The organism is Massilibacteroides vaginae (genome assembly GCF_900178525.1).
GTDB lineage: Bacteria > Bacteroidota > Bacteroidia > Bacteroidales > Tannerellaceae > Massilibacteroides > Massilibacteroides vaginae.
On sequence record NZ_FXDJ01000009.1, the window covers coordinates 1,353,598 to 1,366,354 of the forward strand.

Annotated in this window: 12 protein-coding genes; 6 read left to right on the plus strand and 6 right to left on the minus strand. The window is 42.5% G+C overall.

The features are described 5' to 3' along the window. Nucleotides 1-74: 74 nt before the first annotated feature. Nucleotides 75-974 carry a PfkB family carbohydrate kinase gene (locus B9Y81_RS14030; protein ID WP_085537530.1) on the minus strand — a complete coding sequence of 300 codons (900 nt, stop codon included), beginning with the start codon at nucleotides 972-974 and terminating at the stop codon, nucleotides 75-77. Between the two features lie 129 nt (nucleotides 975-1,103). Between B9Y81_RS14030 and B9Y81_RS14035 the strand changes: the two genes are divergently transcribed. The 5 genes from B9Y81_RS14035 (at nucleotide 1,104) to B9Y81_RS14055 (ending at nucleotide 6,479) form a co-directional block, all read left to right on the plus strand. After that, complete coding sequence (locus B9Y81_RS14035) at nucleotides 1,104-2,516, plus strand: amino acid permease (protein ID WP_085537531.1); 1,413 nt, start codon at nucleotides 1,104-1,106, stop codon at nucleotides 2,514-2,516. 22 nt (nucleotides 2,517-2,538) lie between these two features. After that, nucleotides 2,539-3,579 (plus strand): iron ABC transporter permease, encoded by a 1,041-nt coding sequence (locus tag B9Y81_RS14040; RefSeq protein WP_085537532.1) that lies wholly within the window; start codon nucleotides 2,539-2,541, stop codon nucleotides 3,577-3,579. Continuing rightward, on the plus strand, nucleotides 3,579-4,595 hold the full coding sequence (locus B9Y81_RS14045; RefSeq protein ID WP_085537533.1) for an ABC transporter ATP-binding protein: 1,017 nt from the start codon (nucleotides 3,579-3,581) through the stop codon (nucleotides 4,593-4,595). The genes B9Y81_RS14040 and B9Y81_RS14045 overlap by 1 nt, the downstream gene beginning before the upstream one ends. A 1-nt stretch (nucleotide 4,596) precedes the next feature. Then, a complete protein-coding gene (locus B9Y81_RS14050; RefSeq protein WP_085537534.1) occupies nucleotides 4,597-5,931 on the plus strand; it encodes an MATE family efflux transporter in 1,335 nt (444 codons plus the stop codon). A gap of 131 nt (nucleotides 5,932-6,062) precedes the next feature. Next, entirely contained in the window at nucleotides 6,063-6,479 is a 417-nt protein-coding gene (locus B9Y81_RS14055; protein WP_085537535.1) for a DUF6249 domain-containing protein, read from the plus strand. Nucleotides 6,480-6,560: 81 nt separating this feature from the next. Here the strand turns inward: B9Y81_RS14055 and B9Y81_RS14060 are convergent, their stop codons facing one another. Genes B9Y81_RS14060 through aroQ form a run of 5 tightly spaced genes read right to left on the minus strand, consistent with a single transcriptional unit; the run spans nucleotide 6,561 to nucleotide 10,702 of the window. Beyond that, nucleotides 6,561-7,784 (minus strand): FtsX-like permease family protein, encoded by a 1,224-nt coding sequence (locus B9Y81_RS14060; protein ID WP_085537536.1) that lies wholly within the window; start codon nucleotides 7,782-7,784, stop codon nucleotides 6,561-6,563. A 13-nt stretch (nucleotides 7,785-7,797) separates the two neighbouring features. After that, nucleotides 7,798-8,130, minus strand: coding sequence for a 30S ribosome-binding factor RbfA (rbfA, locus tag B9Y81_RS14065; RefSeq protein WP_085537537.1), 333 nt, complete (start codon nucleotides 8,128-8,130; stop codon nucleotides 7,798-7,800). 8 nt (nucleotides 8,131-8,138) lie between these two features. Then, on the minus strand, nucleotides 8,139-8,774 hold the full coding sequence (locus tag B9Y81_RS14070) for an O-methyltransferase (RefSeq protein WP_085537538.1): 636 nt from the start codon (nucleotides 8,772-8,774) through the stop codon (nucleotides 8,139-8,141). Next, complete coding sequence (gene pyk, locus B9Y81_RS14075; protein WP_085537539.1) at nucleotides 8,774-10,234, minus strand: pyruvate kinase; 1,461 nt, start codon at nucleotides 10,232-10,234, stop codon at nucleotides 8,774-8,776. The genes B9Y81_RS14070 and pyk overlap by 1 nt, the downstream gene beginning before the upstream one ends. Before the next feature lie 51 nt (nucleotides 10,235-10,285). Continuing rightward, nucleotides 10,286-10,702, minus strand: coding sequence for a type II 3-dehydroquinate dehydratase (gene aroQ / locus B9Y81_RS14080; RefSeq protein ID WP_085537796.1), 417 nt, complete (start codon nucleotides 10,700-10,702; stop codon nucleotides 10,286-10,288). 114 nt (nucleotides 10,703-10,816) lie between these two features. On the opposite strand from aroQ, the gene xerD reads away from it, so the two are divergent. Next, nucleotides 10,817-11,716 carry a site-specific tyrosine recombinase XerD gene (xerD, locus tag B9Y81_RS14085; protein ID WP_085537540.1) on the plus strand — a complete coding sequence of 300 codons (900 nt, stop codon included), beginning with the start codon at nucleotides 10,817-10,819 and terminating at the stop codon, nucleotides 11,714-11,716. Nucleotides 11,717-12,757: the final 1,041 nt, after the last annotated feature.

The following is a 12,757-nucleotide window of genomic DNA, read 5'->3' on the forward strand; positions in this document are numbered from 1 at the left end:
AACAGGAAAAAGGGTGTATCAAAAGTAATATAAACCTATTGATACACCCCCATATAAAGAAACCGGAACTGTCTTTAGATTTCCGGTAAACGCTGTTCTCTTTTTGTCATACAATCCAGAACTTCTTCTTTGGTTCCTTTGAACGGACCCGAAGCTTCGATTTTTAAAGTAGACATCGCAGCTGCGAAACAGCCGGATTCTTGTATACTTTTACCTTTCGCGCGGCAGTATAGATAGCCTGTCATGTAGGTATCACCACAACCTGTGGCATCCACAACCTCGGTTGGGCGATAAGCCGGTATGAGGGTAAATGTATTTCCGTCATAAATTACGGATCCCATACTTCCGAGTGTGATCAATACTTCTCTTACTCCCCAGTCGTAGAGTTGCAGAGCCGCTTGCTTCACGTCGGAATGACCGGTTAGCACTTCCATTTCGTGTTCGTTGGCCTTCAGGTAAAAAATGTGCTTAAGAGCCTCCTCCTTCTCGGGCCAGTCTACTGCATAGACTTTTTTGTCTCTAACTTCACGCAGGTAACCTTGCGAATCTACGGATACTTGTCCTTTTTCCGCCAGAAAACGGATCACTTCTGTCGAGAAATCGTCTGCCAATAAGGAGCCAAGATGAAAGATGTTGGCTTGAACGTGTTGCAGGAATTCTACCGAAAACGGATCAGCCTTTGCTAACACGCGTTGCTTGCGGTTGTCCTGATTTTCGCCGTAAATGTTTTCAAAATAGACAGAGTTTTCACTCGGCATTACGTCTACATTAACATGCAGATTGCGTAATTCGTCAACAACAGCCATTTCCGATTCGGCAAGCGCGGTAACTAAAGTGAAGTCGATATCCGGAAATCTCCTGATGGCGTGTGAAAAATAAAAAGATGTACCTCCCGGCATGTGTACGGTGTTGCGTGGAGTAACTATTTTATCCAGCGTAATATGGCCTACACAGCAAAGTTCATGTTTTTCCATTCCTTATTTTTTTATTCAAAGTATGCGAAAGTAGTAAAAAAGGGTGAACGAGTTCCATTCCAACAGAAACTAATCTCAATAAAACGTTGTATCTTTGTCGACTTACCGTTTACTATATAGAATTAAAGTTTGAAAGAGAAGGAATTAAAGAGAGGTTTATCAAACCGGCATATTCAATTGATCGCTCTGGGAGGAGCTATCGGAACCGGCTTGTTTTTGGGAATTGGTCCAGCTGCGGTAATAGCGGGTCCGGCGGTTATACTTGGTTATGCTTTAGCCGGGGTAATCGCTTTTTTAATTATGCGTCAATTGGGTGAGATGGTAGTAGAAGAACCGGTATCAGGAAGCTTCAGCCATTTTGCGTATAAATATTGGGGTTCGTTTCCCGGTTTTGCATCGGGCTGGAACTATTGGATTTTATACATCTTGGTTAGCATGGCGGAACTGACAGCGATCGGAACGTATGTGCAATTTTGGTGGCCGCACATTCCGTTGTGGGTGTCCAGTTTGTTCTTTTTTGTGGTTATTAATCTGCTCAACCTGTCTAATGTAAGGATATTCGGAGAAGCCGAATTCTGGTTTTCAATTATTAAGGTGGTTGCGATTATTGCCATGATTTTGTTTGGTGCTTATCTGTTGATTAGCGGAACGGCAGGTGAAGGCGTGAGTGTGTCAAACTTATGGAATGATGACGGCTTTTTCCCTAAAGGAGTCTTTGCCCCGGACGGTGCCGGAGGTTTTGATGGTTTATTGGCCGCATTGGCTATTATCATGTTCTCTTTTGGCGGCTTAGAACTGATCGGTATCACGGCGGCCGAAGCCGAGAATCCTGAGAAGACAATTCCCAAAGCGACCAATCAGGTGATCTATCGTATTCTTATATTCTATGTTGGCGCGTTGGTTATCCTATTTTCCTTATCTCCCTGGCGTTCGATTACGGAGGGAAGCAGCCCGTTTGTAGCGGTATTCAGTACATTAAAAGGGTTTGAATTTACCGTGTTAGGGCATACTTTTTTTGCCACGGATATTATTGCCCATGTGTTGAATATTGTGGTGCTGACAGCTGCTCTTTCAGTCTATAATAGTAGTGTGTACAGCAATAGTCGTATGCTCTATGGACTTGCTATGCAGCGCAATGCTCCCCGCTTCTTACGAAAGCTAAACCGGCATCATGTGCCTGTTGCAGCAATAGGAGCATCTGCGGTATTCGCGGCAATCTGTGTGATTATTAATAAAGTAATCCCCGAAAAGGCGTTTGAGTACCTGATGTCACTTGTTGTTTCTGCCCTGATCATAAATTGGATCATGATTACTCTGACCCATTTATTCTTTCGTAGGGTAAAGAAAAAAGCCGGTGAGAAGAAAACAATGTTTCCGGCTTTGTGGTATCCGGTTGGCAATTATATTTGTCTGGTTTTCCTTGTCGGTATTTTGGCAATCATGTGGGTTACGGGTATGGATCTTTCCGTAAAACTCATTCCTTTCTGGTTATTGCTGCTATATATTAGTTATAAGTTGATTCTGCGTAAGAGAAACATTTGATTTATCACTACCTTTGCAAGCAATGGTATTTACCCGGAATAAAAGCTACGTATATGTATTGCTAACCGCGCTACTTGTTGTGCTGTTCGTAATTAGTCTGGTGTATGGCTCAGTTTCGATACCCTTGGGTGAAGTGTGGAATATACTGACCGGACAAGATGCCGAACGCGCGGCCTGGGGGCATATTTTGTTACAATCACGCCTTCCTCAATCGTGCACAGCTATTCTTGCCGGAGCTGCGTTGGCCGGGAGCGGACTCCTGCTGCAAACGCTCTTTAAGAATCCTTTGGCGGGGCCTTCCATATTAGGTATTACAGACGGAGCTAACTTAGGTGTAGCAGCAGTTATGCTTTATTTTGGCGGATCTTTCGGACAAATGACCGGTTTGGCGATAAACGCTTACCTGACGATTGTTCTTGCTGCATTTGTTGGTGCCAGTGCCGTGCTGGGAGTAATCATCTTTTTTTCCACGAAAGTCAAGAGCAATGTGATCTTACTTATTATCGGTATTATGGTCGGCTATTTGGTATCCTCGGTGATCTCCATACTGAACTATTACGCTTCGGCAGACAAGGTGCATGCTTTCGTAATGTGGGGGTTAGGAAACTTTTCGGGAGTTTCCCGTGAACAATTACCTTACTTTGCACTCTTCTCACTTAGCGGATTGTTTATTGCCCTTTTATTGATAAAGCCATTGAATGCCCTTTTGCTGGGTGAAATGTATGCAGCGAATTTAGGTGTCAAAATTAAGCGTACCCGCTTTCTTATATTGTTTTGTACAGGTCTGCTTGCAGCTTCTGTAACTGCTTTTTGTGGGCCGATATCGTTTATAGGTTTAGCGGTTCCTCATATCGCCCGACTGATGTTGGGTTCTTCTAATCATAATTCTCTTTTGCCTGTTACGTTGATTGCCGGATCATGTGTCGCTTTATTATGTACCATATTGATGGTTGTTCCGGGAAGTAACACAATCCTTCCTCTCAATGCGGTAACTCCATTGCTCGGAGCTCCGGTTATCATTTATGTATTGTTAAACCGGAAATCTATACAATACTTTAACTGATGTTCGAGACAAGACAAGCCGTAATAGAAACGAAGGAATTGGGTATAGGCTATACCCTGAAAGGAGGAAAGCAAAAACTTGTACATGGAGGATTAAATCTTCGTCTATATGCAGGTGAAGTAACTTGTCTGCTTGGTCTGAACGGGGCAGGGAAATCTACTTTATTACGTACACTTTGTGGCTTCCAAAAGGCTCTTGCCGGAGAGATTTATTTACAGGGAAAACGGCTTGATCTATTTTCATCTTTAGATTTTTCGTTGGCGGTTGGAGTTGTTTTAACAGAAAAAACAAATGCCGGAGGAATTACAGCTTATGAATTAGTCTCCTTTGGAAGACATCCATACACAGGCTTCTTCGGCCGTTTGCGGGAAGAAGACCACCGCGTGATACAAGAAGCACTGGAGTCTGCCGGTATTGCACATAAAGCACATAACCGGGTAGCCGAACTCAGTGATGGTGAAAAACAAAAGGTAATGATCGCTAAAGCACTGGCGCAGCAATGTCCTATCATTCTATTAGATGAGCCTACCGCTTTCCTCGATGTGACAAGCCGGATAGAGACGATGGTCTTGCTTCGTAAATTGGCGGTTGAGCAAAATAAAGCAATACTTCTATCCACACATGATATGGATATGGCTATACAGATGGGAGATTGTTTCTGGTTATTAGATAAAGAACGATCTGTAAAATGCGGTATTCCGGAAGATCTGATATTAAACGGTACTTTCGGTTCTTTCTTTGAAAAAGACGGAATTCTGTTTGATCCGACAACCGGAAAATTAAATGTGGAAGTACCGACCGACTGTATTGGTGTAGAAGGCGATTTCATCACTTCGTACTGGGTTGGAAATGCTTTGCTCAGAAACGGTTATCGTCCGGCTGATGTGCATAAAGACCGTATACATGTAGTCTGTAACTCTCCTGCCGATCTACGAATAAATTACCCGTCAGGACAAGAGGAAACAGCAAAAACTGTATTTGAAGTAATACAGTTAATCAAAACAAAGGATAAATAAAATGAACGAAATTACTTATAAATTACAAAATCAAAAAATTGCGCCTTTACTCATGAGCTATGCCATTCCGGCAGTGATCGGGACGATGGTAAATGCGCTTTACCATATTATAAACCGTATTTTTATCGGACAGGCGGTAGGAGCGTTGGCTATTTCCGGATTAACACTTACTTTTCCGATTCTGATGTTTCTACAAGCATTCGGTATGCTTATCGGAGCAGGTTCTGCTACACGTGTTTCCATTTTTCTGGGAAGAAAAGAAAATAGCAGGGCAGAAAATGTACTTGGGAATGCTTTTACCCTTACGTTTATTCTGTCATTCCTTACCATCATTCCGAGTATGCTTTTTATGGAAGAGTTGCTTGTGCTGTTCGGAGGAAGCGAACAAACAATTCCCTATGCTAAAGATTATTTGTATATCTCCATACCCGGTAATCTTTTGGCGGCATTGAGCTTTGGATTTAACGCGATAATGCGTGCATCGGGCTATCCCCGTAAGGCGATGACTTATATGGTACTGGGCGGTGTGTTGAATGTTGTGTTAGACTGGCTTTTCATCTTTGTGTTTGATTGGGGCGTTAAGGGAGCTGCCTGGGCAACTATTTTTTCAATGAGTGTTACTTCAATTCTTGTGCTGAGGCATTTTTATGGGAATGAGAGTATTATCCGGTTTAAGAAAATATATTACAAGCCTAACCGTCAGATTATGTTAAGCATCTTTACTATCGGCATGTCTCCTTTTGCGATGCAGTTGGCGGGTAGTTTGGTGAATGTGATCATGAATCAATCGTTGAAAGAACACGGTGGAGACTTGGCCATCGGCGCAAACGGGATAATCAGCAGTATCGGGTTGTTACTGGTGATGCTGATTATGGGTATTACACAAGGTATGCAGCCGATAGTCGGCTTTAATTATGGAGCCGGCAATCAGGCAAGAGTAAAAGAAACATTCCGCTTTGTAATTATCGCCGCTACAATAATAACCTCTATAGGGGCATCTTGTAGTCTCTTATTCCCCGAATGGATTGCGCGTGCGTTTACTATTGATGCCGAGCTGATTAATATCTCCGCTAATGGATTGCGAATAAGTTTGTCGGTATTCTTTGTTGTGGGTTCGCAGATTGTGATCAGCCAATTTTTCCAGAGCATTGGTGTTGCTTGGAAAGCAATGTTCCTCAGCCTTAGCCGGCAATGCCTTTATCTCATTCCGGCGATATTAATTCTTCCGAAGTTCTATGGTTTGAACGGGGTTTGGATGGCTTCTCCGTTTTCGGATGTCTTAGCGGCTGTGTCCGCCTGGTTGTTTCTTTGGCATCATCTGAAGACACAACGGTAACCAAGAAAATCTGTCCTCTCAAGAAGAATAAATTGCATAATCATGTGATTTAATTCCGCCTGACTGTAACCTAAGCTATTTTACAGCGTCCAATAAGCAAACAGACAATTAAACAATTAAAATTTACAGCTATGATGGATTTTATTAGTGTTCCGCTTACTTGCGCAATTGTATTTGCGGCTATTTATGGAGTTTTTGAACTATTTGTTCGCAGAAAAGAACGGCTTGCGATTATTGAAAAACTAAGTGAAAAGATCGATACCAGTGCGATAGAAGGGAAAATTCGTTTCCCGGGTTTTGTAAATAATATTTCATTTAGCGCGTTAAAGGCCGGAGCCTTATTGGCCGGAGTAGGTCTTGGACTATTGGTTGGTTTCTTTATCAACTTAGGGATGTTGCAAAGTGACGCTTATGTAAATGAACATTGGTTTCGCCATGATATGGCGGGCGTTGCTTACGGAGCTTCTGTGCTGTTGTTTGGTGGTATTGGATTGATTATTGCTTTTGTGCTTGAAATGAAAATCACCAAAAAACAAGCAAAAGAATAGTTTTTTATTTTCAGTTTTGCAGACCCTTTCTGCTTGTTTTCGGAGATTGCATAAGATTCGGAACAAGAAGAAAGGGTTTGTTTATTCTATCCACCTTTTGCCTAAATGATTGACCGAATACCATGCCGCAAGAAAACCGATCGAGAGCACAGTCACAAAAACGATCACAACATCCCGGAATAACACTAAAACAGGATAAGCGTCAATGATAAACGCTCCTGAGCCTCCTCCAAACGTGATAAATCCAAACTTCTGCTGTAAAAGACAAAGCGTAACGCCGATCAGCAAACCAACCACGCCACCTACACCGGAGATCATCCAACCCTCAAACAGAAAGATTCGCCGAATCAGCTTGGTGTCTGCTCCCAGATTACGTAATGTGCGAACATCGTTCTTCTTTTCGATCATTAGCATCGATAAAGAGCCAACCACATTAAACAAGGCGATGATCAGAATAAAACATAAAATAAGGAAAATCATCCACTTTTCGATAGACATCATTTTGAATGAAGCCGCCTGCTGTTCCTCCCTGTCCTGAACCAGAAAACCATCACCCATAATACGACTGATCTCGGCTTTTGCATGACCAAAATCAACGCGATCATTCAATTTAATTTCCAGAGCCGAAACTTCATCATCGTAATGAAACAGCGAACGGGCAAGATCAAGTGAAATGATCATGTAATTGTCGTCGTAAACTTGTTGATTGATGCTGAATATCGCGCCGGTATAAGCATAGCCGATATTGAAAGAAGAGGCAGGGTTTGACATGTTGACCTTTTCGTCTCGTTTGGGAACGTAGATTTCCAAAGGGGCAACAAAGCCGGGCTTAAGACCAAGGAAGTAAGCAAGTCCAATTCCGGGTGTAGCGTAATCCACAACATCCTCCTTTAGCTTGAACACCCCGTCGATCAGTGTTTTTTCAATATTGATCTGTTTCGTGTAGTTCTGGTCCACACCTTTTAGCACCCCTACCATTTGTCGCTCGCCATACCTGATCAGCGCGTTCTCCTGTAACACATGGCTAACTACTGATACCTCCGGGAGGGCATTCAGTCGATCTATCGTTTGAGAAGAAGGAATAAATACTTTTCCGGTTTTTGGGATGATTTTCAGTTGAGGATCAAAATCGCTGAAAAGAGAAGCGATCAGGCTGCTGAATCCATTCATAACCGATAAAACACAAACAAGTGCTATCGTAACAACCATCACACCACAGACCGATACCATTGAGATGATATTAATGGCGTTGTGTGATTTTTTTGAGATTAAATAACGCCGTGCGATATGAAAAGGAAGATTCAAGGGCTTAAATCTGTTATTTAAGGAGATTGTCTATTTTCTCGATATAATCAAGCGAATCGTCGATGAAAAACGATAATTCGGGAATTTTACGTAGCTGCATACGAACACGTTGGCCTAAATCGTAGCGTACAGCTTTCGTGTTCGCGCGTATTGCCTCCAGCAGTTCCGGGCCTTTTGCCGAAGGGAAGATACTGAGGTAAGCGCGGGCAATACTAAGATCAGGACTTACACGTACCGCGCTGACAGATATCAGCGTTCCCGGCATGCCTTGCGTTTGTTTTTGGAATATATCGCCTAATTCTTTCTGTATCAGTCTTTCTATTTTACTTAATCTTGTACTTTCCATACTCTTTTTTATTTTATTCGGATCATTGTCAGCCCGTCACGAAGCGGAAGGATCACCTTTTCCACTCTCGGGTCGTTTTTGATCTTGTCGTTAAACTCCAGAATGCCGATTGTTTGTTTGTCGGATACAGCCGGCTTTTCCAAAACCTTACCGTCCCATAATGTATTGTCTGCTAATATAAGTCCGCCTTTACGAACTTTGGGAAACACAAGATCGTAATAATCCGAATATAAACGCTTGTCGGCGTCAATAAAAATCAGATCGAATGTTTCATCCAGCGTTGGGATTATTTCCATCGCGTCACCAAAGTGCACTTTTACTTTTTCCTTATCAGGAGAACGAGACAGATACTTCTGTATGAAGTCCTCCATCTCGTCGTTAATTTCTATCGTGTGAATCAATCCGTTGTCCGGCAAACCCTCGGCCATGCACAAGGTGGCATAGCCGGTGTAAGTGCCTATTTCAAGGATGCGCCGGGGAGCTAACATGCGGCAGAACATTTTTAATATCCTTCCCTGAAGATGTCCGGAAAGCATCCTTGGGCGTAAAAGATTTACGTTGGCGTCACGACAAAGCGTTGAAAGCAATTCGCCTTCCTCATCGATGTGTGCTAGAATATAATCTTCTACCGCCTCCTGATTCATTATTTTTTCTTTTCAGTAAACGTAGGGAGCGAGTATTTATCTCTTGCGTTCAATACTTTACCTACATTGTTGATTTCAAGGAATGAGGTTCCGCCTCCTTCGCCGAAGCTACCACTCAGGTAAGCAAACATATCATTGCAAGTAAGACGCCCGCTCTTTTTCAGTTCGTTAAGCGCGTCGAAAAAATAAGCGCGACGACTGTCGTTCCAGGGTTGGTAGGCAGCCCATACGCCGTAAGACAGGGCAAGCATACGCATTACTCGTTCATTATAACAAATCGCGAAAACAGTAGCCGTGCCACGGAAAGCCGCCAGATAACGCGCCGTTCTGCCGGAGTAACTATCTGTAACGATTGCTTTCACATGCAGTTTAGAAGATGCCTTTACCGCTTGTTTTGCTAAATAAGAAGTTACGTCGAGGTCGTTTCCTTCAATAGGAACACGTATATCGTTTGCCGAAAGCTTTGATTTTTCTGCTTCACGCGCTACTTTCGTCATGGTTTGTACAGCTTCGAGCGGATATTTTCCATAAGCAGTTTCTCCACTAAGCATTAACGCGTCTGTACGATAATAAATAGCGTTGGCAATATCGGTCACTTCCGCACGGGTAGGGCGGGGGTTATTAATCATCGAGTGAAGCATCTGAGTCGCAACGATCACCGGCTTTTTAACCTCTACGCATTTACGTATGATCATACGTTGAATACTCGGTATTTTTTCGGCAGGAACTTCAATTCCCAGATCCCCTCTGGCAATCATGATACCATAAGTAACCTCCAGAATTTCGTCGATGTTATCAACACCTTCCTGGTTTTCGATCTTGGCAATAATTTTGATCGGGCTGTTGTGTTCGTCCAGAATACGTTGGATATCCAAAACATCCTGCTTGTTACGAACAAAAGAATGCGCGATAAAGTCAAGATCATTCTCAATACAGAAAAGGATATTCTTGCGGTCTTTTTCCGTCAGCGAAGGCAGATTAATACGCACACCGGGAACATTTACACTCTTCCGGCTGCCTAATACAGCATCATTCTCAACCTCACAAATCAGGTAATCCGCGTGTTTTTCCATCACCTTCAGGTCCAGATCTCCGTCATCAATCAGCATTTCACTGCCAACCGTCATATCGTTAACGAAATTAGGATAAGATACACTGATACATTCGTGTGTTGTTTCCCTGTTCGGATCTCCTACAACTTTAACTAATTCTTTTGTTTTGAACTCGATTGGTCCTTTAGAAACAGTTGTGCGCACTTCGGGACCTTTTGTGTCCATTAAAATCGCGATGCGGTTAGACACTGCGCGCGTATTGTTCGTTACACGGTTAAATCCTTCTTCATTCATGTGCGCGGAATTCAAACGCACAACATTCATTCCCGCTTTATACAATGAATCAATAAAATCCACTTCACAACGCTGGTCCGAAATAGTAGCAACAATCTTCGTATGCTTTAACATATACCTAATAATAAATTAATCTAAAACTTTTATATAACACCGCATTATCAGTTACTGAAACGCCTCAAGGGCAAGGCGGTAAGAATTCATTCCAAAGCCAAGGATCACTCCTTTGCAGGCGGCCGAGATGAGAGAGACATGACGAAACGCTTCACGTGTGTGCACATTTGAGATGTGAACCTCAACCACCGGCGTTTCTATAGCCTTAATCGCGTCATGCAGGGCTACAGACGTATGCGTGTATGCTCCGGCATTCAATACAATCCCGTCGAAATCAAACCCGACTTCGTGAATTTTGTTTATCAATTCACCTTCGATATTACTCTGGTAATAAAAAATTTCACAATGAGGATACAATCCGCGTAGTTTATCCAGATAAGCCTCAAACGAAGTATTCCCGTAAACTGTTGGTTCTCTTTTTCCCAGCAGATTGAGGTTGGGGCCGTTAATAATCTGAATCTTCTTCATCTTAAAAAGAAATGTAAGTTTATTACCTTTGCTTTGTGCTAATTTGTAAAAAGCAAAAATACGGCACAAAGGTAATGATTTTATTTGATTGATTAAAAAAATGTGCGAGAAACAATGACACGACATATAGATATTATCAATAAGTATAAGGCCTATCTCCAATTGGAAAAGTCTTTGTCCGGCAATTCTGTTGATGCTTATCTGACGGATCTGGATAAACTTCTGTTGTATGTTGGTGATGAAAACAAAGACTATAAGGCGATTGCCTATGAAGATTTGCAGCATTTTGTGGCCGGACTTCGTGATCTGGGTATACATCCCCGTTCGCAGGCGCGGATTATTTCGGGGATTAAATCGTTTTACCGTTATCTTCTGTTGGATGGTTATATTACGTTAGATCCGACCGAGCTGCTTGAAGCTCCTAAGATTGGAATGAAAATTCCTGAGGTGCTCACTGTTGCCGAAATAAACGATATGTTAGATACAATCGATCTTTCCAAAGCGGAGGGACAACGAAACCGCGCCATGCTGGAGGTGTTGTATAGTTGCGGATTACGAGTTTCGGAGCTGACCTCACTCCGCTATTCCGATGTTTATTTTGATGAAGAATTTATTCGGGTAGAGGGGAAAGGCAGCAAACAGCGTCTTGTCCCGATATCGCAAACAGCCATTCGGGAAATAAGGAATTACCTGTACGACCGCAACTTAGTAACCGTGAAGAAGGGGTTTGAAGATACCCTGTTTTTGAGTAGAAGAGGTACTGCTTTGTCTCGCATCATGGTGTTTCACGTAATCAAGCAGCAGGCAGAGTTGGCCGGGATAAAGAAAAACGTAAGTCCGCATACCTTCCGGCATTCATTCGCTACCCACCTGCTCGAAGGAGGCGCAAACCTGCGTGCCATTCAAGAGATGCTTGGCCATGAAAGTATCGTTACCACAGAAATTTACACCCATATCGATCGTGAAGCTCTCCGCCGCGAAATATTAGAGCATCATCCCCGGAGTAAGAGATGAAGCGGTGTTTTGTAAAATGGCTTTCTTCGCATAAAGCCGTATTAACAAAAAATAAGACTATTTTATTTTGAACGATTTCGCCGTGTCTTTTTTTGAAAATGATGTTTGTGTCCATTTTTCGAGCGAGTGTCTTAGAGCTGATTTTAGCGAGGTCTTTTGTGAGAGTTGTTTTCCGTGAGATTTGATATTACTATATCTTTTTGGCAATAAAGGATGTTTTTTTCAAAATATCCTTTATTTCTAAAAAGATAACCTATCTATTTTCGGTGAAATCGGTGTTTTTGTTGAAAGACATAAAGAGAATTAGTCATAAATAAAGGTATATCTCCACATATTTCCGGTGTTTATGTTGTGTTTTAAACGACCAATAATAATTTCTTCATCGTACATTTATATATATTTAACGATAATTCCGTTAAATTTCATACATGCTGTCGGCTCTTTTCAATTGTCTTGCTATCATCCCGCCCTTCCCCCTTTGTCATTCCGAACCCTCCACTCCGGTCGGAATGACAAGCGCTTCACCACGCAACAGAACCACCATATTATCATACCATTAACCATTGTCATCCTGAGCTTGTCGAAGGATCTCATACCGTCTGACTATTATTAAACTAAGCTCCATGCAGAGATTCCTCCACTTCGGTCGGAATGACAAAGAGGTGGTTGGGTTAAAAAAGAGAGACGGTCTGAGTTCGTAGTTGCGAAAAATTTTTCGCCCTATACCAACTATAGCAACAACCTTTACACAACAAAACAATCCGATAAGAATTAACAGTCAATACATTACGCATTGTCATCCTGAGCTTGTCGAAGGATCTCATACCACCTGATGTAACCTGCTTATCCCCTGTTTAGCGTAGCTTTATGCAGAGATCTCTCCACTTCGGTCGAGATGACAAGGAGAGAGGGTCGGAATGACAAGGAGGGGCGAGATGACAAGGGGGGGCGGAATGACAAGAAGGGAGGGTCAGGATGATAGCAAGACAATTGAAACAGATTGCTTCCTAAAATCTTATTTATAACGATTCTATCGATTAC

Bases quoted from the DNA above. Each gene is read 5' to 3' on its own strand.
- B9Y81_RS14030 (WP_085537530.1), bottom strand. From the start codon at position 974: ATGGAAAAACATGAACTTTGCTGTGTAGGCCATATTACGCTGGATAAA.
- B9Y81_RS14040 (WP_085537532.1), top strand. From the start codon at position 2,539: ATGGTATTTACCCGGAATAAAAGCTACGTATATGTATTGCTAACCGCG.
- B9Y81_RS14045 (WP_085537533.1), top strand. From the start codon at position 3,579: ATGTTCGAGACAAGACAAGCCGTAATAGAAACGAAGGAATTGGGTATA.
- B9Y81_RS14050 (WP_085537534.1), top strand. From the start codon at position 4,597: ATGAACGAAATTACTTATAAATTACAAAATCAAAAAATTGCGCCTTTA.
- B9Y81_RS14055 (WP_085537535.1), top strand. From the start codon at position 6,063: ATGATGGATTTTATTAGTGTTCCGCTTACTTGCGCAATTGTATTTGCG.
- rbfA (WP_085537537.1), bottom strand. From the start codon at position 8,130: ATGGAAAGTACAAGATTAAGTAAAATAGAAAGACTGATACAGAAAGAA.
- B9Y81_RS14070 (WP_085537538.1), bottom strand. From the start codon at position 8,774: ATGAATCAGGAGGCGGTAGAAGATTATATTCTAGCACACATCGATGAG.
- pyk (WP_085537539.1), bottom strand. From the start codon at position 10,234: ATGTTAAAGCATACGAAGATTGTTGCTACTATTTCGGACCAGCGTTGT.
- aroQ (WP_085537796.1), bottom strand. From the start codon at position 10,702: ATGAAGAAGATTCAGATTATTAACGGCCCCAACCTCAATCTGCTGGGA.
- xerD (WP_085537540.1), top strand. From the start codon at position 10,817: ATGACACGACATATAGATATTATCAATAAGTATAAGGCCTATCTCCAA.